This window comes from Acetobacterium bakii, from assembly GCF_001263355.1.
Classification (GTDB): domain Bacteria; phylum Bacillota; class Clostridia; order Eubacteriales; family Eubacteriaceae; genus Acetobacterium; species Acetobacterium bakii.
Window position 1 is genome coordinate 86,515 of sequence record NZ_LGYO01000012.1, and the last position, 20,949, is coordinate 107,463.

A 20,949-nucleotide genomic window follows, 5' to 3' on the forward strand; every position below is an offset into this window, starting at 1 on the left:
ATAAAGTTAAGAACGAAATGCAGGAAATCTATAAAAATGAGCTGATAAAAAAATGAGTAAAGAGATTATTAAATATATATAAAAGATATCCTTGGAGGACAGTTTAGTGAAATATGCGGCAGCGATTGTTTTCTATAATCCAGATGAAGATGCAATAAAAAGAATAAGTAGATATTCCAATAACTTTGATGAGATTTTAGTGATTGATAATTCAGAAAAAGAAAAGATAAATATTGCAAATGAATTAATGCATTATGAAAATTGTTTATATCATAAAATGAATGGAAATGAAGGTATGGCAAAGGCTCTTAATTATGCGTTTTATCGAGCCATTGAAAGAGAATACGAAATCATATTAACAATGGACCAAGATAGCCTTTACACTGATGAGAATATAAAAACCATGAAAGACTTTATCAATGGAAACTTTGATGAAAACGTAGGTATCTATTCTCCCAATTATTCAAAGTTATATTTCGATGAAAAGTTGAACGCCTTTATCGTTGGAAAACCTGTTATTAAAAAGAGTGACATCAAAAGAGTTGATTTTTGCATGACATCAGGTAGCTTTGTAAATGTAAAAGCTTTAAAAAAGGTATTACCAATAGACGATTACTTTATAGGTTATGTTGACAATTATTTATGCGCTAGATTAACAGAAATGGATTTTAAACTGCTAAGGGTTGGTAGTTCTTGTTTTAATCAACAAGTTGGAGGTAAAGTTAAGAATACTATTTTTAATCGCATATTCAATATACTTCATCATGCAGAAATTAGATACTACTATATGTTTAGAAACAATTTATTTTTACAAGAAAGATTTAAGAAAAATTTCCTGTTAAAGACTAGGAGCAAAATTGACTTAATTAGGATTATGGTTAACATAATTATTGGAGAAGAAAATAAGTGGAAAAAAATAAAAGCTTGTGAAACAGGATATAAAGACTTTAAACGAAAAATCATGGGAAAAGTGCCTGATGAAAGCATTACATGGTAATTGTTGAGAAATAAAAAATTATGTAAAGTAGGAGATTTAAGTGTATAATCCATTAGTTTCAATTATTATTCCAGTTTATAATGGTACAAACTATTTGAAAGAGAGTATTGATTGTTCATTAGAACAAACATATAAAAACATAGAAATCATTATTGTAAATGACGGTTCTACAGATAATGGAGAGACAGAGAAGTTAATCTATAGTTATAAAAATAAGGTTCGATATTTTAAAAAAGAAAATGGAGGGTCTTCTTCAGCACTTAATGTAGGCATTGATAATATGCTAGGCGAATGGTTTTCTTGGCTTAGTCATGATGATTTATACTATCCGCAGAAGATAGAAGATCAAATAGAACTGTTAAGAACCAAATTAAAAGTAAATCCAAAGATAGATTTAAAAAAACAAGTCATATACACAAATAGTGAAATGATTGATAAAAATGGTAAGCTATTATTCAAATGGAAGAACAGAAAAATAGAGGGACTTTCAAATCTAGAAATAATGATAGAGGCGCTAAAGGTCATAAAACTCAATGGATGTTCATTTCTATTGAACAAAGAGTGCTTTTTTGATATTGGCAATTTCAGAGAAGATATGAAATTACTCAATGACTTTGAATATTGGTATCGACTATTATATAATAATTATAATTTTAATTATATTCCCGAAATATTAGTACAAGGTAGAATGCATAGTGCTCAAGTGTCTAATACAATAGAATACTCAAAAGATAATTGGGAACAAGATGAGTTTTGGGAAAGACTCATTAATTATACGTTTGCAAGTTCGAATGTAAAAAAAGGTGAATACTTATTTCGTATAGGTAAATATGCTTTGCTAAATGGTAGAAGAATTGATGCTAATAAATCTTTTGAATTTGCAAAAAATATATCAGCGAAGTATAGGTTAATCATTCCAATAATAAGTGTGAATTTGATATCATATTGTTATATTCGAGAACTTATAAAAAAAATTTATATCAATATGTTTGTTCGAAAATAATAAATAAAAGCAAAAGTAGTTGCAATTTAATTAAATAAAGGATTGATGCTTTTATTGAGTATGATTATTAATAGCTTAGTTTGATTTTCAAGAGAATTAACATGTTCAGATTATCATATTGTATGAAAATAATTAAACTAAGTTTCAAAGAATTTTTTGGAGGAATAAAAATGAAAAAAGTTCAAGTACTACTTTCAACATTTAATGGACAAGAGTACCTAGATGATCAAATTAAAAGTCTAATATTACAAGAAGGTGTGAGAGTTGAAATTTTAGTGCGCGATGATGGTTCATCTGATAATACCATTCCAATGTTAATTGAATGGGAGAGTAAAGGTGTCCTTAGTTGGTATAATGGGGATAATATGAAACCAGCAAAAAGTTTTATGAATTTAATCCAAAATTCTCCTAAAAGTGATTATTATGCATTTTGTGATCAAGATGACATATGGGATAAAGATAAATTAAAAGTTGCGGTATCTTTTTTAGAAAAATTTGATGATAAAGAACCTGGATTATACTTTTCAAATACTAGATTGGTTGATTATAATTTAAACCTTATTAAGTCAAATAAGCATAATCCTAAAATCACTTTAGGTTCAGCTTTGATTTTCTATTGTGCGACTGGATGTACAGAATTATTTAATCATGCATTAATTGAAGTTATTAGAAAACATGACTATGTGAAAAATAATTCACATGATAACTGGATTTATAAAGTATGCTTAGCAATTGGAGGGAATGTGGTGTTTGATGAAATACCACATATTTCTTATAGGCAACATGGAAATAATTACACAGGTGGGAATATAAGTATATACGATATTTATAAACAAAGGGTTAAGAATTTATTTACTGAAAGAAGTCATGTTAGGGAGCAGGATGCAAAAGAACTATTAAAAGGTTACTCAGAGTTAATGCATAAAGAAAATATAGATAAAGTTGAGAGAGTAGCATTTTACAGGATAAGTCTTAGAAATAAAATAAACCTGCTTTTCGACAAAGATATAAAAGAAGATAGATTATCATTTAACTTTGCGTTTGTGTGTTCGGTTTTGTTAAATGCTTTATAGATTGCCAAACAGAAATATTAGTTAAACTATATTTCGGATTGATAAAACATCAAAGAAAGAGAGCCAAGTTTGAGTATATTAGTCACAATATTTATTTATTTTGTCAACGTTGTTAATTCAATATTTAAAAAACATTCGAAGATTCTAACCCTATTTATACTCTTGCTTCTTTGGATATTAATGGGGGCGAATACTCAAAATCCTGATATTTATGCTTATCAGATGGGGTATTCTTATTTGATACCAGGAAGTTTTGAATTCGGGTATATGTTTCTTGAACGGATATTTAATTTTTTCAATTTTGATTATTCAACTTTCCGAATGATAATATCTCTTGTTGGAATTTTATTAATTCATCATACGGTCAAGTTACTAATTAAAAATCAATCTCCATTTTACCTTCTTTATTTTATTTATCCATTTCTGATGGATGTAGTACAAATAAGGAATTTTTTAGCAATGGCCATTTTTATATTTGCGATACCGTTTCTTCTAAGTGAGAATATAAAAGATATAATAAAATATATTTTACTAGTATTAATTGCTGCTTCTATACAGGTGACTTTTGTAGTATATATACCATTATTTATTATTCCTAAAATTAAGAAAACAGTATTTTTGAAATTCTTAATTGGTATAGGCATAATATTTCTAGTATTAATTGCTTTAAATCAATCTGGTTTGAATCTTATTTCCCAGCTTATGATAAATACTATAGGTTCTTTTGATGATGAAGTTTTAACTATTGCATATAAACAAACAAATCTAGGATTTATATTATTTTGGGCAATACAATCTGTGAATTTTATTTTGTTGTATTGGGCAAATAAAAATTATATTCCGAGCAAAAATAATAAGAAAATAAATAAATGGGCAGTTAGTAGCATTAATCCTAGTTTAATAGAATGCAACAGTTTGCAATTTAAATATATTGATCTGATATTTTGGATTAATGTTTATGCGTTTTTATTTTTGCCACTTTATGTTTTTTGGTCAACATTTTCAAGATTGATGCGAAATATTATTCCTCTCAATCTCTTGGTGTATATTATTGTAGGAAAGTCATTACCGCCGAGAAGTATAAAGAAGATAGGATTTATTTCAATATGTATTACGTATAATTGTATTCTCTTTTTTATTGAGATATATATGTTATATGGTGAAAGTATAATAAATTCAATTTTTAAGTATAATTATATTTTTGGTTAGAAAATTTAATCCTTGAATAGTATAATTGTTTTTTAGGATAAATTGTAGTACCGTGTTTTGTAGTTTGGTGTCATATTGGGAGTTCTGCAAAAAAAATACTATTATCATAAATATTTAGCAGTAGATAAAAATTAACTTAATTAACTTAGAAGAGCTAAATTTATATTTGCAATGTATAAATATATGTAATGAATTTAAATGAATTATGAGGGAGATTAAATGAGAGAATTCGTCAGCATTATTGTTCCAATATTCAATGTTGAAAATCACTTAAATAAATGTTTAGACAGTATCTTGAACCAAACTTATAAAAACATTGAAATTATTCTTATTAATGACGGTTCTACCGATGGAAGCGGTGAAATATGTGACATTTATTCAAAAAGACATAACAATATAGTTGTCGTTCATAAAGAGAATGAAGGAGTAAGTGTAGCTAGAAATAAAGGAATACAAATTGCTAAAGGAAAATTCATTCAATTTGTGGATAGTGATGATTTTTTAGAAAAAAATATGACTGATACCTTAATGAAAGAAGTTAAAATAGACGCTACATTACCAATATGTAATATAGAGATTTATTATAAAGATAAAAGATTAAGGCACGATCTTATACCAGTGAAGAAAAAAGTGAGCTGTTCTATTCAACAATATTTGACTAACTTTATTGTAAAATATAAAACTAATCCATTTATAGGAAGTCCGTGCAATAAAATATTTATTAAAGATATTATAATAAATAATAAAATCATGTTTCAAGAAGATCGATCTTTTGCGGAAGATTTTTTATTTAATATTGAGTATTTATATTACATTGAGAAAGTTACTATTATTAATGAATCTTTATATCACTATAGGTTAGATACATTAAGCAGTTTAACAAAAGTTGCGAAACCAGTTGAATTTTGGTGGGACAATTACAAACAAATATACGTTTTGTATCTAGATATATTTAATTATTATGGACTTTTTAAAAAAAACAAAGAATCTATAAAGTTATTCATGGAATTTGCTGTTATGCATTGTATAAAAATTTGCTTTAGAAGTAAATGCAAGTTAACATATAGTGAGAAGGTTCAGAAACTCAAATATGTATGTGAAGATAACCTAACACAAGAACTAATTACTGCATTTGAATGCAAAGATTTCTATATGAAAATAGTAAGATTTTTTACTAAATATAAATTGTATCAATTACTAGGGTTCATATTAATAGTGCATTCATTTTTGGTAGATATATATAAGACAATACAAAAAATAAAAAATACTATTTTTGAAGTAATAGATAATCGAAGATTTAAACAAAAATTTTACAATATTCATTGATTGATGTGTTCTGATTACCCCATCTGGTGGCATGTCCATCAAATATTAACTTTCAAAAAATAATTGGATGTATTTAAACAGATCATAAATTTAACTAATAATATCAACGACAAAATATAAAAAGCAAGAAATAAAATATAATTGCAAGTTAGTAGCCTTGAAATATATCCACTGTTTATTAATTGTTGTGTTAGGTATTATAAAAAAAGGAACAATTTACAGTTCAAATTGACTAGGTTAATATTTAAAATTAACTTAAGTAAGAACAGGGATTCTGTATTATCTCTTTATTGTATAGAAAGGAATGTTACTATTATGTTTAAAAACAGAACATTGCTCATAACAGGAGGCACAGGTTCCTTTGGAAATGCTGTGCTTAAAAGATTTTTACAAACACAAATTAAAGAAATTCGTATTTTTTCACGGGATGAAAAAAAACAAGATGACATGCGAAAAGCTTATAATAATGAAAAAATAAAATTCTATTTAGGAAATGTACGGGATAGAGATAGCCTTCGAGATGCCATGAATGGTGTTGATTATATCTTTCATGCTGCAGCTTTAAAACAAGTTCCAAGCTGTGAATTCTTCCCATTAGAGGCAGTAAAGACCAATGTGATCGGTACTGATAACGTGTTAAATGCTGCCATTGATGGCGGAGTACAAAAAGTTATCTGCTTATCCACAGATAAAGCAGCATATCCAGTCAATGCGATGGGTACATCGAAAGCTATGATGGAAAAAGTGTTTATCGCTAAATCACGAAATACTACAGACACGTTGATTACTGGGACTCGTTACGGAAATGTCATGTGTTCCAGAGGTTCAGTTATTCCTCTTTTTATCGAACAGATTAAATCAGGGAGACCATTAACTGTGACCGAACTTGAAATGACTAGGTTTATTATGAGCCTTGAAGAAGCCGTTGAACTGGTTCTCTTTTCTTTTGAAAATGCCAAACCCGGAGACATCATGGTACAAAAATCACCAGCTTGTACTGTGGGTGACCTTGCCCAGGCGGTGAAAGAGCTCTTTAATGCCGATAATCCTATTAAACACATTGGTATACGCCATGGTGAAAAAATGTATGAAACCCTTCTGACTCAGGAAGAAGCAGCGGTTGCCCAGGACATGGGAGGCTTCTACCGAGTTCCGGCAGATACAAGAGATCTTAACTATGACAAATTTTACAGTGAAGGCTGCGAATACTGCATTGGGCTTGAAGAATACAATTCTAACAATACCTACCAGCTGGATGTTGACGGCATCAAAGAAAAGCTTCTTACACTTCAGTATATAAAAGATGAAATCAAAACCTGGGAGAGTAAATAGCATGAAGATCCTTGTAACCGGAGCCAAAGGTTTTATCGGAAAAAACCTCGTTGCAGAGCTTCATAACCAAAACTACACTGATATTCTTGAGTATGACCTCGATACCAATAAGGGCAATCTGGATGCTTACTGCAAGGACGCCGAATTCATATTTCACCTTGCCGGGGTTAACCGTCCTCAAAACCAGGAGGAGTTTATGCAGGGAAATTTTGGTTTCACATCCACCCTTCTGAAAAATCTGAAACAGCACAATAACTCAAGCCCCATCATGATTGCCTCCTCCACCCAGGCAAGCATGGATAACCCTTATGGTCAAAGTAAAAAAGCAGGAGAAGATTTGATGCTTGCTTATGAAAAAGAAACGAAAGCACCTGTCTATATCTATCGTTTTCCCAACGTCTTTGGGAAATGGTGCCGACCCAATTATAACAGCGCTGTTGCAACATTTTGTGACAATATTGCCAGTGCACGACCTATTCAGATAAACGATAGAAAAACTGAAATGAACTTGATTTACATTGATGATCTCGTAGAAGAACTCATTAACGCACTTAAGGGCAAAGCCAATAAAAAAGATAACTACTATGCAGTTCCGACTGTTTACACCATTTCTCTGGGAGAAATTGCCGATTTGTTGATTTCCTTTAAAGAAAGCCGACTAGATTTAGGTGTACCTAATATGGCAGATCCCTTTACAAAGAAACTTTACAGCACTTATTTAAGCTATTTACCTAAAGATAAGTTTGCCTATCCACTAAAGATGAATATCGACAACCGTGGAAGCTTTACTGAGTTTATTCGAACCCCGGAACATGGACAAGTCTCAGTGAATATCTCAAAGCCTGGAATTACCAAGGGTAATCATTGGCATCATACTAAAAATGAAAAATTTCTGGTGGTTAAGGGTGAAGGGATTATACGATTTCGTAAAATCGACGAAAATGACATCATTGACTATCGTGTAACAGGCGAAAAGCTCGAAGTCATTGACATTCCAACTGGTTACACTCATAACATCGAAAACCTTGGAGATGATGATATGATTACTATTATGTGGGCCAATGAAGCCTTTGATCCCCAAAAACCTGACACATATTATTTGGAGGTGTAGAACTTATGAAAAAATTAAAAGTCATGACAGTCGTTGGCACTAGACCAGAAATAATTAGGTTGTCTGCTGTTATTAATAAATTGGAAGCATCAGAAGCTATAGAACACATCTTAGTTCATACTGGTCAGAATTATGATTATGAGTTAAATGAAATATTCTTTAAAGATTTTAAGTTGAAAAAACCTGACTATTTTTTAAATGCTGCTACTGGAACTGCAGTGGAAACAATTGGAAATATACTTGTTAAGATAGATCCTATTATGGAGGTCGTAAAACCAGATGCTTTTTTAGTCCTAGGGGATACAAATAGCTGTCTTACAGTCATTGCGGCCAAGAGAAGGCATATTCCAATATTTCATATGGAAGCAGGCAACCGATGCTTTGATCAAAGAGTTCCAGAAGAGACTAATAGAAAGATTGTAGACCATACATCAGATATTAATTTAACCTATAGTGATATTGCTAGAGAATATTTATTAAACGAAGGATTGACTGCTGATAGAATAATCAAGACTGGTAGTCCAATGTTTGAAGTTTTAAATTCAAGAAAAGAAGATATAAAGAAATCTGATATTTTAGAAAAATTAGATCTTGACGAAGGAAAATACTTTGTGGTTTCAGCCCACAGAGAAGAAAATATCAATTCAGAAATAAATTTCTTGGACTTGGTTGATAGTTTGAATGCAATTGCAGAAAAATATAAAATACCGTTGATCATGAGTACGCATCCCAGAACCAGAAAAATGATTGAGGCTAGAGGAATTGAGTTTAATCGATTGATAAAGATAATGAAACCACTAGGCTTTAACGAATATGTAAAGCTTCAAATAAAAGCGAAAGCGGTTCTCAGTGATAGCGGAACCATTAGTGAAGAATCATCAATTCTGGGCTTTAAAGCACTTAATATTAGACAGGCACATGAAAGACCTGAAGCTATGGAAGAAGCATCAGTTATGATGGTTGGGCTTGGGAAAGAAAGAATTTTGCAGGGGCTAGAGATATTGGAGACTCAAGAAAAAGATACATTAAGGTTTGTTGGAGACTATAGTATGCCCAATGTATCGGATAAAGTACTACGTATTATATTGTCTTATACAGATTACGTAAATAGAGTTACTTGGAAGAAGTGAATTCGATTAAATTTATAGAAATAAGTATTAACCGATCTAAAATACTAAAACAACGAGAATGCTTTTATCAAAATTCCTAATATTGGATCTTTTAGATGTATTTTTAATAAAGTAATAAGAGTAGCTGATATAAAGCCTCTTGTTAAATATTTTGATTGATGAGTCCAAAGCATCAACGTCGAAGCTCCAAATAATTTGTCCAAAGTAGATTTTCCCTAATCTCACATACTCGGGTACTACATGGAATTGAATATACCGTCGTGGCGGAGCCATGGGGGATCAAAATAGTTTAGATTATTCAGAATAAATCATTTTTTGATTGTAGTAAGATTAAAACAATGAAATTTGAGGTGAAACCCAAAGATCTCACTAAAACTGAAACTTAGAACGAGAGTTATCATTACAATTTGGTTAAAAATACATTGAATTCCAAGATATTTCAATTATGAAGTGTTATATTTTTCAAGCACTAAAAGATTCAAAAGTTAAAAAATATTATAGCACAGTTAGAAATAGCAATCATTTAATAAAGTAAGAAGTAAAAATTGGGGAGGTAATAAGTGAAATGTCTACTAATTAGTTTTTTCAATAGCGATAATCTTGGAGATTTGGTAATATCAGACATTCTTTATAATTATGTAAAAATAAAATTTTGCACTGTTAAGATGAGTTATGGATCAAACCCTTTTGGATTTTCAGATATCAATGGTATGGATAATGTACGAGGAATTAAGAAAAAACAAATATTTAAAAACAATCTATATATTTTGATTCTTATTTGTCGTTTAGAAAAAATTTTAGAGTGGTATCGAGGAAACCATAAAAATGAGCTAGAAATTCAAATTGAAGAAAAAATTGTCGAGAATGACATAATAATTATTGGTGGGGGGAACATGATTTTCGATGTTGATAAATTTTCTTGTTCAGCAAAAACATTTAAGACCATTATTGATATTGCAAAAAAAAGCGATAAGAAAGTGTTTGCCATTTCCATAGGAATAGGTCCTTTTGTTACCGATTTGCAGGAAAAAAAAGCCGTTGATGCACTGAATATGTGTGATGTTATCACATTTAGGGATTCAAAATCAAAAGAGATATATAATAAATATTACAAAGATAAGAAAGCAATTTTAACAATTGATCCTGTATTTATGTTACCTTACTGTGTTGAAGATAATCGTTCAAAGACGGATAATATTATTGCTATTAATTTGTTTGATAATCGTTTAGTAAAAGAAAAACAAAAAAAATACATTGAAATTAAAAATGGTTATATAGAATTAATTCTTAGAATATTGAGCAAAACTAATTCGAAAGTAATACTTTTTTCAACAGATTTAAATGATTATGAAATGATTAATGAGGTGTACGGAGAAATTATATCCTCAAACTTGGAGGTAATGTATATTTCAGGTTTTGATGATTTAATTTATTTGTATAGTAAAATTAATTTGCTAATTGGCTGTAGGATGCACTCCATGATTATTGCATATACACAGCATATTCCAGTAATTGGATTTTCGTGGCAACCTAAGGTAGATGCTTTCTTTGAGATAATTAATCAACAGGAGTGTGTTTTCCGTTATGATAAGATAGTAAATAATATTGATGAGATATTATCATGCTGTGATGCTAAATTGAATAATTTAGAATATGAGAAGGAAAAGATTAATACTCAGCTAAAAGAGATACGTAAAAAGTTTAAAATAAACGAAGAAATTTTATTGAAAATGTCAAGCTAATATTTTCAATAAAAGTCTAAACTGAAACAATGATTATGATGATACTAGTGTTATTTACTATGTGGAATTTATTAAATATACATAATCGTTGAAAAACCTATTAGAGCGATGGTAGGCAGAAGCCATCTGTAACATTCTGGCGAAGGGGTGGAAAATATTAAAATTTAGGGAGTAATAATGAGAAAAAGAAATTCAATATTAAATATAATGACTGGAATATCATCTCAAATAATCTTGATATTGTTGGGTTTCTTCGTTAGAAAAATCTTTGTAGATATTATGGGATTTGAGTTACTTGGAATTAATGGTCTCTTCAATAGTATTATAGCTATGCTAAGTCTAGCAGAACTTGGTATTGGCGGTGCTATTTATTTTAGTTTATACAAACCTTTAGCAGATAATAATCATGAACAAATTAGTGCAATAATGCAATTATATTCAAAATTATATAAATACATTGCATTATTCGTTGGAATTATTGGAATTTCATTACTACCGTTTATTAAAATTATTGCTAAAGTGGATGTTGATCAATTTTATTTAAATATTATCTTCCTTATATTTTTAACAGATGCAGTTTTATCGTATTTACTTGCATACATAAAAAATATTATCTCTGCTGACCAAAAGAATTATGTGATCAATACAGTTCAAACATGCTTTTCTATTATAATATTAGTATTGCAAGGTATTATTATTATAACTACACATAATTTCATAATATATTTAACTGTTAAATTAATAATGGGAATTATGTCAAATTTATTATTTTATTATATCGCAAGAAAGAGATATCCCTATCTTAAAGAAAAAAACAAAATTGTTTTAGCTCCAGAAATTAAATCTGAGATTATAAAAAATGCAAAAGCACTTTTTTTGGTGCAAATGGCAGTATATTTTGTTTCTGGAACAGACAATGTCCTGATTGCAATTTTTCTTGGTGTATCGATGGTGGGAATTTATTCCAATTACTTATTGATAATAACTACTGTAACTATGTTAAATGCGCAAGTTTTTAGCGGTATAACTGCTAGTTTTGGAAATTTTCTTGTAAATAAGTCCATGAAGGATGCTCACAGAACTTATAAAATAATATTCTTTTTTAATTTCTGGTTAATCGCCTTTTGTTCAACAGCTTTAATTGTTTTATTGAATCCTTTTATTTTAATGTGGCTGGGCAATGAAGCAGTCCTGAATCAGAGTATCGTAATAATAATTGTTACCAATTTTCTATGTAGAGGTATGAATAGTTCAATAGGAATGGTAAGAAATAGTGCTGGACTATATAGTCCTTACCCATTTTTTAAATGGTGGTCAATAATTGAAGGAATTTTAAATTTGGTTTTATGCATTTTATTTTTAACAGTTTTTGATATGGGGCTATTTGGAATATTATTTGCTGCAACATTAAGCACGCAATTGAATACTTTAGTTTTGCCTTGGAATACGTATAAATATGTGTTTAAAATGAATAAAAGCATCTATTTCAGAAGATATTTTTATTATATTGTTTTTGCAATAGTGATTATGACAACAACTTCATTTATTGCGGATAGCATCAGTTTTAGCAATATGTATATTAATTTTAGTTTTAAGGCTTTAATGTGTTTAATTATACCAAATGCATTGATAATCTTAGCATTTAAACAAACAGAGGAGTTTAAATATATTTGGGAAATAATACAAAAAGCTATGGTTAATAAATTTAAAAGATTAGAAAATTTATCATAATTTGTTATTATAAAGCAAATATTATAAAACGTCGAAATTAAAAAAGATGAAAATAAAAAAATGTGGAGGGTTTAATGAAGTACAAGGATAAAGTTACAGTATGTATACCTACATACAATAGAGCAAACACAATTGGCAATGCGTTGAAAAGCATTTTAAAACAGACATACAAAAATATCGAAATTATAGTAGTTGATAATGCATCAACCGATAATACGAAAGATGTTGTAGAAAGCTTCAACAATAAAAAGATTAAGTATTTATATTTTGAAGATCACCTAGAAGTGAATTACAACTTTGTTAGGGCGTTAAATTGTGCAGAATCTGAAATAATTTGTTTGTTTCATAGTGATGATTACTATTATCCTAATATTATAGAAGAACAGTTAAAATATCTACTGGATTCAAAAGTTGGTGCAGTTTTTTCTAAAATGAGTAATGAAGAAATCTTAAATGAGAAATTCTTGGATCAAGAATTCGAAATTACAGAACCAGTTTTAAACAATCAAGATAAAGAGCTAGAGGAAGAAAGCCTCATTACTTATAATTATAAAGAATTTTTAGAATATTCTCTATTATACGGCATCCCGGTAGCATGCCCTACGTTTATGACAAAAAAGTCAGTAATAAATCAAGTAGGTCTTAACAATGCAAAAGAGGCATTAATTAGTGATCTAAGCTTATGGTTACCAATTGCTAGGGAATATGAGATTGTTGATATTCAAAAGGTTCTTATGATATATGGAGTATCAAAGAATCAGCTAAGTTATAAAATCCATCATAGAAGGTGCTTTGTTTCACCTCAATTCATTGTCTTAGATAACGAATTAAAGACATGCAATGAGCAAGTCACAACTGAGGTCTTACATAAGTACAATACTAGAAAATCTAAAGATTGTTTGCACATAGCAAAAAATCTAATTATAGGTGGTAAATTAGTTGCAGCTGTCAATTATATTTATAAAGGTTATAAGTATAATAAAAATTTAAAATACGTAGATTAATCGGTCTAAATATAAAGAAAGAGTGAATGTATGAAAGTAGTTATTCTAGCTGGAGGTTACGGAACAAGGATCAGTGAGGAAAGCCATTTAATCCCAAAACCAATGATAGAAATTGGAGAAAAACCCATTCTTTGGCATATTATGAAATATTTTGCATCATTTGGGTATGACGATTTCATCATATGCTGTGGCTATAAGCAATATGTTATTAAAGAGTATTTTTCGGACTATTATTTGCATATGTCGGATGTGACATTTGATTTTAAGTCGGAGAACAAAATAACGATTCACAATAACAATACAGAGCCGTGGAAAGTTACTTTAATTAATACTGGTCTCAACACGATGACCGGTGGTCGAATAAAAAGAGTAAAAGATTATATTGGCGATGAAACATTTTTACTCACATATGGAGATGGTGTTTCGGATGTTAAAATAGATAAATTAGTTGAGTTTCACAAATCACATGGAAAAATAGCAACAATTACAGCCATACAGCCGGGTGGACGTTTTGGAATGCTAGACATTGATAATAGTGAAAAAATTAATTGTTTTAAAGAAAAGTCAATAGAAGATGGTGGCTGGATAAATGGAGGATTTATGGTATTGGATCCTATGATTTTCAACTATATCGAAGGTGATAAAACTATATTTGAAAAAGAACCTTTGGAAAAAGTTGCCATAGAAAGCCAACTTAAAGCATACAGACATCATGGCTTTTGGCAGTGTATGGATACTATGAGAGATAAAGAATTATTGGAAAAACTTTGGTTAAATGATCAAGCCCCATGGAAAGTGTGGTAATAAATAATGCTGGATTTTTTCAGAGACAAGAGAATATTTATGACCGGACATACCGGTTTTAAAGGAACTTGGCTAAGTAAGATACTTATCAATTCGGGAGCAGTTGTTACAGGATATGCTCTGGCACCACCTACAGAATCAAGTTTGTTTAGGCTCTCTAAGATTGAAAATAAAATGAATTCTATTATTGGTGATATCCTCGATTTTGAGCATCTAAAAATGTCATTTGATATAGCACAGCCAGAGATTGTAATTCATCTAGCAGCGCAACCTTTAGTTAGAGATTCTTATTCTGATCCTAGAGGTACTTACGAAACAAATGTTATGGGAACTGTGAATATTCTAGAGTGTGTTAGAAAGAACACTTGTGTAAAATCATTTCTCAATGTAACAACGGATAAAGTGTATCAAAATAGTGAATGGGCTTGGGGTTACAGAGAAAGTGATCCGCTAGATGGGTATGATCCGTATTCGAATAGTAAGTCTTGTTCTGAGCTCGTGACGCATAGTTATAAAAATTCGTTTTTCTTTGATAGGGATATTGCCATTTCTACAGCTAGAGCTGGTAATGTCCTTGGTGGCGGTGATTTTGCAAATGATAGAATTATACCTGACTGTGTAAGGGCTGTCAAAAATGAGGACCCTATTATTATTCGTAATCCATATTCAACAAGACCATATCAGCATGTCTTAGAACCTCTTTATGCATATCTGATGATCATACAGAAGCAATATCAGAACAATAAATATGCTGACTATTATAATATAGGGCCAGATGAGAGTGATTGTATTACAACTGGGGAGCTTGTGAATTTATTCTGTAGTAAATGGGAAAAAGCGACAGGAATAAAGCAGACTTGGGTAAATAAATTTGATGGGGGTCCTCATGAAGCAAATTTTCTTAAGCTGGACTGTTCTAAAATAAAGACTGTTTTTGGGTGGAAGCCAAGATGGAATATTGAAATAACAATAGAAAAAACAGTTGAATGGACAATAGCATTCTTTGATGGTGATAATATTTCTTCAATTATGGATAAGCAGAATGATGATTTTTTACAAGGGGGTATAGAATAAATGTTCAAGTATAAAACAGAAAAAGAAGCAAAAAAACAAATACTTGATATGGTATCAGAATATTGTGATACCTATCATAATAAGAACCATTATAAAGAAGGAGATCGAATTCCTTATGCATCGAGATACTATGGCCATGAGGAAATGGTAAATCTTGTTGATAGTTCTTTGGAATTTTGGTTAACGTCAGGTAGGTATACTGATCAGTTTGAGGAAGAGTTCGGAAAATATTTAGGAATTAAACATTGTACATTAGTTAACTCTGGTTCATCTGCTAACCTAGTTGCATTTATGGCTTTGACTTCCCCTCTTCTTGGGGACAGACAGGTAAAACAATTGGATGAAATCATTACTGTAGCAGCTGGTTTTCCAACTACTGTTACACCGATTATTCAATATGGTGCGGTTCCGGTATTTGTAGATCTTACAATTCCCCAATATAATATAGATGTAGCTCAATTGGAAAAAGCGATAACTTCTAAAACGAAAGCAGTTATGATTGCGCATACACTTGGGAACCCATTTGATTTATTGGCTGTGAAAAATTTTTGTGATAAAAATAATCTCTGGTTAATTGAAGATAATTGTGACGCGCTTGGGTCCAAGTATACAATTGATGGTGTGGAAAAATACACGGGTACTATTGGTGATATTGGAACTTCTAGCTTTTATCCGCCCCACCATATGACAATGGGAGAAGGTGGTGCTGTTTATACGAATAATTCGCTTTTAAATAAAATCATTCGTTCATTAAGAGATTGGGGTAGAGATTGTGTATGTCCATCTGGGATAGATAATCTTTGCGGTCATAGATTTGATAATGAGTATGGTGAATTACCATTTGGTTATGATCATAAATATGTTTATTCGCATTTTGGCTATAATTTAAAAGCTACAGACATGCAAGCTGCAATTGGTTGTGCGCAATTAAAAAAAATCCCCTCATTTGTAGAAAGACGTAGATATAATTTTGACAGATTAAAGGCAGCATTAGAAGAAATTTCCGATAAATTGATTTTGCCTGAACCCTGCGAAAATTCTAGGCCAAGTTGGTTTGGGTTCCTTATTACATGTAAAGATGAAATTGATAAAAATAGTATAGTACAATATATTGAGGAAAAGGGTGTACAAACTAGAATGCTTTTTGCAGGGAATCTAATAAAACAACCTTGTTTTGATGAAATGAGAAAAACGGAGCAAGGCTATCGGGTTATCGGAGACTTATCAGAAACAAATAAAATAATGAACGATACTTTCTGGGTAGGTGTTTATCCAGGAATGACAGATGCAATGATTGACTTTATGGCAAAAACGATCAAAGACGCTATTTATGCTCAAAAATCAAGTAAAAACATTAGTTTATAGTTTTACTTGGGTAGCTTTTGTTGAAATTTAAGTTGATTATTAAAAAACCGTTTTGATCATTGTTATGAAAATATTTGATTAGTATGTATGAGCAAGTAATATCAGAATAATTGAAATATGAATGAAAAATATTCATAAATATTTAAGGTGGCATTAGAAATGGAAAAGTTATTTATTATAGGTGGGTTTGGTTTTATTGGAAAAAACTTAATAATAAATCTAATCAGTGAATATGATATTGTTGTAGTTGATAGAAAATTAGAACAGTGTTTTAAATCTCAATACCCTAAATTAAAGTTTTATGCTTGTGATTTGATAAATGACAACAATATTGAGGAGATTCTTTATAAAGAATCTCCTCAATATATTATTAATCTAGTATCAATAGTTACTGCAGAAAGAAATATTGATATGTTTGATGATATGATTAATATTAATTTAAAAGTACTATTAAAACTGTATAATGCATCAAAAAATTTAAAAAGTTTAAAACTATTTTTGCATTTTGGATCAGGCGAAGAATATGGCAATATCAAAAGTCCGTTTTATGAGATTGATAGAGAGAATCCGAATTCACCTTATGCATTATGCAAGCAAATAACAACAAACACTGCTATAATGCTGCATCAAAATTTTGAATTTCCAATAACAGTTGTAAGACCTGGTAATTTATTTGGGCAATATCAAGAAGAAAGTAAATTTATTCCATACATTATTAATCAATTAATGAACAATAATACAATTATAACCACACCGGGAGAACAAAAGAGAGACTTTATTTATGTAAATGATTTTGCAAAAGGTATAAAGCTGATGTTGCGAAATAGTCGAAATTTTATTGGGGAAATTGTTAATCTATCATCTGGTGATAGTGTAACTTTAAAAAAATTAATGGAGTTTTGTAAAAGATACATAAATTCAGATTCAGTGATTGATTTTGGAGGGATACCTTATAGAGAAAATGAAATAATGGATTTTAAATTGGATATTTCAAAATTCAAAGATAATATTGATGAAAAATTTTCGGTGGATATCTTTATGGGACTAATTGATTACATTGAAAGCAAACGTTTTTGACTGATTATTTCAACAGGTGACGGTGCCTGTGAAACCTCCGAAAAACGGCCATTAAAAAGCACGATTTTATAAATCGTGAATGAATATTGTGTTTGTCAATTGAAAAGTTTAGCGTTGGGGGTGCGGACATAATCCTGGACTTAGTATAATACCAGGAGGTATCACATGAAAGCTGTCAAATTGCTTATTCAATACGATATGAGTTACTCTACCGTAGTTCGTGAGTTGGGCTATCCTTCCAAAGAAGCTCTTTGGTGTTTTAGGGATGGAAGTTTGTCAAGAAACGGCTCGCTTGCAATGCCGTGAATAGCCATATATAATGCCAGTATCAACTGGCATGGAGGTGAAGAAAAAGCACCCCAATACGACTATATCCGACAAGATTGCCGCCGTACTGGGGTGCCCCTAAAACATGATAATAATATCACAGTACGAGATGATTTTCAATAACGAACAACAGATTTTTTATCAGGAGTAAAGAAGATTCGATCTGTCCCTATTGTGACGGTTCACTCATGGTCAAAGACAGCCGCAACCGGCATTGCCGCAATGGCAAAGGCGATCGGCTTGAATTAAGGATCCGACGGCTGAAATGCCGGTCCTGTGGGAAAATCCATACCGAACTGCCGGATTTTCTGCAGCCCTTCAAGCATTATGTCTCGCAGGTGATTGAGGACGTTTTGGATCAGGCCACCACCAGCTGCCCGGCGGAAGGTTCGACCATTAGGCGATGGAAACAGTGGTTTAGCCAGGCGACTGCAACGATCAATGGCATTCTGATGGCGATCGGACTCTTTTTTCACCGGACGGCCATCCCACTGATGGAGCCCACTTCTTTACTCCAATCCCTGCGCAATACCGGACCCGGATGGTTAAAGAAAGCCATGCGCCAGCTTGCCAATTCCGGGAATTAAGCCATATTCTCAAAAAAAAGAGACACACCTGCTTTGCATTTTGTCCAGAGGACAGGCATAGTATACTTTCATTATCTCATCAAGAATGAAAGGAGCCATGCTCATGAATACGGAAACAAAACGAGACGATATTGCGGCCAAGCGATTGATGTATATCACCCCACTCCTGGAGGAGGGCCTGGATCCGGCTAAGATCACCGCATTAAAAAATGACATCAGTCAAAAAGAGGGCACCTCCCCACGCTCACTGGGGCGGTACATTGCCGCCTATCAAAAGGAAGGGTTTGAAGGACTCAAGCCGAAAACCGGCAAGCGCCGGAATGCCCACACCCTGCCACCCAATTATGATGTGGTGGTTGAGCAGGCCATTATTCTGCGGCGGGAACTGCCGTCAAGGAGTGTGCCCCAGATTATCACGATCCTGGAAATGGAAGGCTATGCCAAACCGGGCGACCTCAAGCGCAGCACGCTCCAGGGGCATCTGCAGAAAAATGGCTATGCATCGAAACAGATGAAACTGTATCGGCAGAAAGGCAGTGCCTCCCGCCGGTTTCAAAAGAAACACCGCGGCATGCTGTACCAGGGCGATATTAAGTACGGCCCGTACCTGCCGATTGGTAAAAACGGCAAGCCCAAACAGGTTTACCTGTCCGCCTTCATTGACGATGCCACCCGGTACATCGTTCATGCCAAGTTTTACGACAACCAGAAGGTCGATATCATTGAAGACAGCCTGCGCAGTGCCCTGATGCAGTACGGCAAACCCGATGCCATTTACGTTGATAATGGCAAGCAGTACCGCTCCACCTGGCTCACCAACGCCTGTGCCAAGCTCGATATCCGGCTGTGTTATGCCAAACCATACCATCCCGAGGGGAAAGGGAAAATAGAAGTCTTTAACCGCTATCTGGATGCTTTTCTCGCCGAAGCGGCCCTGTCAAAGCCAAAAACATTGGATCATTTAAACCAGATGCTCGATGACTGGATCAGTGCTTATTACCAAAGGGCTCGGTGCCTGACACCAACTTATAAACTTGTTGCGACTTAGCTGGAATGGTCATTTAAATATTGTCTTCGGCAAGTAGGTAGATTTGACGGTGCCTGTCACTTAACTTGATAATTCCAGTAGCTTAAATGGAATTTAGTTCGCATTTGGAAGATATAGCGACGAACTAAAAGAACTTTTCACATAACTTATTGACAAAGAAAGGTGCATTTTAAAATGAATATACTAGTTACCGGAGGAGCAGGTTATATTGGCTCCCATACTTGTCTTGCACTGCTAGATGTAATAGCTATCTATCGTTGTCCTGAAACAGTCATGCCCATTTGCCAGAAACAGCCAAATATCATGCCTCATCCGTGCTGTTATTAAGCCATAATGCGTTGACACCATGGCTTATGGATAAGAACTTTGTTTATGGCAATTCGCCGTCGATCACCAGCTTTATCATATGATCATCGATGATCTTTTTGGCTCTTTGAGCCGCGTACATCAGGGCGTGCGTTCCGACCTTGTTGATGGCTCGGGCTGAACCCGCGGAGTACTGGTAGATTTCATCCATGGCCTTTTCGGTAAAGATTTCATGGGTGCAGCCGCTGTAGTCTAAATGCCGTTTCATGTATTCCCCGGTTTGGGCCCGGTCAAACTGCGGAAGTTCACATTTGATATCAATGCGCTGGCGGATGGCAGCGTACTGATGGAGCCTAAGCTTGTCCCAGAGTTCATTCTGCCCGACCAGAATCAGGGCCATGGGACTCATCGAATCCATTTTATAGTTGAGCAGAAAGCGGATTTCTTCGAGGGTTTCTTTGGCCAGCAGATGGGCTTCATCAATGATGGTTACCACCTGCTTTTGATGCACGCCCCGGATGATTTCAATTTCCTTATGCAGCTGACGCTTGGCATCGCCCCGGTAAAATTTCGATTCAATCCCCAGCTGATCCAGCAGCCCTTTGTAAAACCACCGGGGGGTCAGCTTGGAATCGGAGAGATACAAAACGGTATAGTGATCCTGACTCAGTGACTCGGTCAGCTGAATATTTCACGCTAATGA

At 32.5% G+C, this 20,949-nt stretch carries 19 protein-coding genes and 1 pseudogene; 19 read left to right on the plus strand and 1 reads right to left on the minus strand.

Annotation, left to right across the window (positions count from 1 at the left end; all coding sequences use genetic code 11):
- Positions 1 to 106 precede the first annotated feature (106 nt).
- The 19 genes and pseudogenes from AKG39_RS06275 to AKG39_RS20980 form a co-directional block, all read left to right on the plus strand.
- A complete protein-coding gene (locus AKG39_RS06275) occupies positions 107 to 997 on the plus strand; it encodes a glycosyltransferase (RefSeq protein ID WP_050739523.1) in 891 nt (296 codons plus the stop codon).
- A gap of 40 nt (positions 998 to 1,037) precedes the next feature.
- Positions 1,038 to 2,000 (plus strand): glycosyltransferase, encoded by a 963-nt coding sequence (locus AKG39_RS06280; RefSeq protein ID WP_050739524.1) that lies wholly within the window; start codon positions 1,038 to 1,040, stop codon positions 1,998 to 2,000.
- 170 nt (positions 2,001 to 2,170) lie between these two features.
- Complete coding sequence (locus AKG39_RS06285; RefSeq protein WP_160316156.1) at positions 2,171 to 3,073, plus strand: glycosyltransferase family 2 protein; 903 nt, start codon at positions 2,171 to 2,173, stop codon at positions 3,071 to 3,073.
- A 69-nt stretch (positions 3,074 to 3,142) separates the two neighbouring features.
- The gene (locus AKG39_RS06290; RefSeq protein WP_050739526.1) at positions 3,143 to 4,282 is read left to right on the plus strand and encodes an EpsG family protein; all 1,140 of its coding nucleotides are present in this window, start codon (positions 3,143 to 3,145) and stop codon (positions 4,280 to 4,282) included.
- 219 nt (positions 4,283 to 4,501) lie between these two features.
- Positions 4,502 to 5,608: a glycosyltransferase gene (locus AKG39_RS06295; RefSeq protein ID WP_050739527.1), complete on the plus strand. Its 1,107-nt coding sequence runs from the start codon at positions 4,502 to 4,504 to the stop codon at positions 5,606 to 5,608.
- A 315-nt stretch (positions 5,609 to 5,923) separates the two neighbouring features.
- Positions 5,924 to 6,940, plus strand: coding sequence for a polysaccharide biosynthesis protein (locus AKG39_RS06300; RefSeq protein ID WP_050739528.1), 1,017 nt, complete (start codon positions 5,924 to 5,926; stop codon positions 6,938 to 6,940).
- Between the two features lies 1 nt (position 6,941).
- Positions 6,942 to 8,051 (plus strand): capsular polysaccharide biosynthesis protein CapF, encoded by a 1,110-nt coding sequence (locus AKG39_RS06305; RefSeq protein WP_050739529.1) that lies wholly within the window; start codon positions 6,942 to 6,944, stop codon positions 8,049 to 8,051.
- 5 nt (positions 8,052 to 8,056) lie between these two features.
- Positions 8,057 to 9,181, plus strand: a complete 1,125-nt coding sequence (gene wecB / locus AKG39_RS06310; protein ID WP_050739530.1) for a non-hydrolyzing UDP-N-acetylglucosamine 2-epimerase — start codon at positions 8,057 to 8,059, stop codon at positions 9,179 to 9,181.
- Between the two features lie 560 nt (positions 9,182 to 9,741).
- Complete coding sequence (locus AKG39_RS06315; protein WP_050739531.1) at positions 9,742 to 10,923, plus strand: polysaccharide pyruvyl transferase family protein; 1,182 nt, start codon at positions 9,742 to 9,744, stop codon at positions 10,921 to 10,923.
- Positions 10,924 to 11,100: 177 nt separating this feature from the next.
- Positions 11,101 to 12,654, plus strand: coding sequence for a lipopolysaccharide biosynthesis protein (locus tag AKG39_RS06320; protein ID WP_050739532.1), 1,554 nt, complete (start codon positions 11,101 to 11,103; stop codon positions 12,652 to 12,654).
- A 74-nt stretch (positions 12,655 to 12,728) separates the two neighbouring features.
- Complete coding sequence (locus AKG39_RS06325) at positions 12,729 to 13,658, plus strand: glycosyltransferase family 2 protein (protein ID WP_050739533.1); 930 nt, start codon at positions 12,729 to 12,731, stop codon at positions 13,656 to 13,658.
- A 30-nt stretch (positions 13,659 to 13,688) separates the two neighbouring features.
- Positions 13,689 to 14,462, plus strand: coding sequence for a glucose-1-phosphate cytidylyltransferase (rfbF, locus tag AKG39_RS06330; RefSeq protein ID WP_050739534.1), 774 nt, complete (start codon positions 13,689 to 13,691; stop codon positions 14,460 to 14,462).
- Between the two features lie 6 nt (positions 14,463 to 14,468).
- The gene (gene rfbG / locus AKG39_RS06335) at positions 14,469 to 15,536 is read left to right on the plus strand and encodes a CDP-glucose 4,6-dehydratase (protein WP_050739535.1); all 1,068 of its coding nucleotides are present in this window, start codon (positions 14,469 to 14,471) and stop codon (positions 15,534 to 15,536) included.
- The gene (gene rfbH, locus AKG39_RS06340; RefSeq protein WP_050739536.1) at positions 15,537 to 16,901 is read left to right on the plus strand and encodes a lipopolysaccharide biosynthesis protein RfbH; all 1,365 of its coding nucleotides are present in this window, start codon (positions 15,537 to 15,539) and stop codon (positions 16,899 to 16,901) included.
- Between the two features lie 159 nt (positions 16,902 to 17,060).
- Positions 17,061 to 17,978 (plus strand): NAD-dependent epimerase/dehydratase family protein, encoded by a 918-nt coding sequence (locus AKG39_RS06345; RefSeq protein ID WP_050739537.1) that lies wholly within the window; start codon positions 17,061 to 17,063, stop codon positions 17,976 to 17,978.
- Positions 17,979 to 18,143: 165 nt separating this feature from the next.
- Positions 18,144 to 18,284, plus strand: coding sequence for a hypothetical protein (locus tag AKG39_RS20245; protein ID WP_164730790.1), 141 nt, complete (start codon positions 18,144 to 18,146; stop codon positions 18,282 to 18,284).
- Between the two features lie 182 nt (positions 18,285 to 18,466).
- On the plus strand, positions 18,467 to 18,892 hold the full coding sequence (locus AKG39_RS20455) for a DUF6431 domain-containing protein (protein ID WP_278277924.1): 426 nt from the start codon (positions 18,467 to 18,469) through the stop codon (positions 18,890 to 18,892).
- Between the two features lie 103 nt (positions 18,893 to 18,995).
- A complete protein-coding gene (locus AKG39_RS06355; RefSeq protein ID WP_050739539.1) occupies positions 18,996 to 19,940 on the plus strand; it encodes a DDE-type integrase/transposase/recombinase in 945 nt (314 codons plus the stop codon).
- Positions 19,941 to 20,114: 174 nt separating this feature from the next.
- Positions 20,115 to 20,192 (plus strand): annotated as a pseudogene (locus tag AKG39_RS20980) (NAD-dependent epimerase/dehydratase family protein); the annotation flags it as partial.
- A 118-nt stretch (positions 20,193 to 20,310) separates the two neighbouring features.
- Here AKG39_RS20980 and AKG39_RS06360 read toward each other — a convergent pair.
- On the minus strand, positions 20,311 to 20,934 hold the full coding sequence (locus tag AKG39_RS06360; RefSeq protein ID WP_083439450.1) for an AAA family ATPase: 624 nt from the start codon (positions 20,932 to 20,934) through the stop codon (positions 20,311 to 20,313).
- Positions 20,935 to 20,949: the final 15 nt, after the last annotated feature.

Coding starts and splice junctions, on each gene's coding strand:
- AKG39_RS06295 (WP_050739527.1), top strand. CDS start 4,502: ATGAGAGAATTCGTCAGCATTATTGTTCCAATATTCAATGTTGAAAAT.
- AKG39_RS20245 (WP_164730790.1), top strand. CDS start 18,144: ATGAAAGCTGTCAAATTGCTTATTCAATACGATATGAGTTACTCTACC.
- wecB (WP_050739530.1), top strand. CDS start 8,057: ATGAAAAAATTAAAAGTCATGACAGTCGTTGGCACTAGACCAGAAATA.
- rfbH (WP_050739536.1), top strand. CDS start 15,537: ATGTTCAAGTATAAAACAGAAAAAGAAGCAAAAAAACAAATACTTGAT.
- AKG39_RS06300 (WP_050739528.1), top strand. CDS start 5,924: ATGTTTAAAAACAGAACATTGCTCATAACAGGAGGCACAGGTTCCTTT.
- AKG39_RS06345 (WP_050739537.1), top strand. CDS start 17,061: ATGGAAAAGTTATTTATTATAGGTGGGTTTGGTTTTATTGGAAAAAAC.
- rfbF (WP_050739534.1), top strand. CDS start 13,689: ATGAAAGTAGTTATTCTAGCTGGAGGTTACGGAACAAGGATCAGTGAG.
- AKG39_RS06325 (WP_050739533.1), top strand. CDS start 12,729: ATGAAGTACAAGGATAAAGTTACAGTATGTATACCTACATACAATAGA.
- AKG39_RS06285 (WP_160316156.1), top strand. CDS start 2,171: ATGAAAAAAGTTCAAGTACTACTTTCAACATTTAATGGACAAGAGTAC.
- rfbG (WP_050739535.1), top strand. CDS start 14,469: ATGCTGGATTTTTTCAGAGACAAGAGAATATTTATGACCGGACATACC.
- AKG39_RS06355 (WP_050739539.1), top strand. CDS start 18,996: ATGAATACGGAAACAAAACGAGACGATATTGCGGCCAAGCGATTGATG.
- AKG39_RS06320 (WP_050739532.1), top strand. CDS start 11,101: ATGAGAAAAAGAAATTCAATATTAAATATAATGACTGGAATATCATCT.
- AKG39_RS06305 (WP_050739529.1), top strand. CDS start 6,942: ATGAAGATCCTTGTAACCGGAGCCAAAGGTTTTATCGGAAAAAACCTC.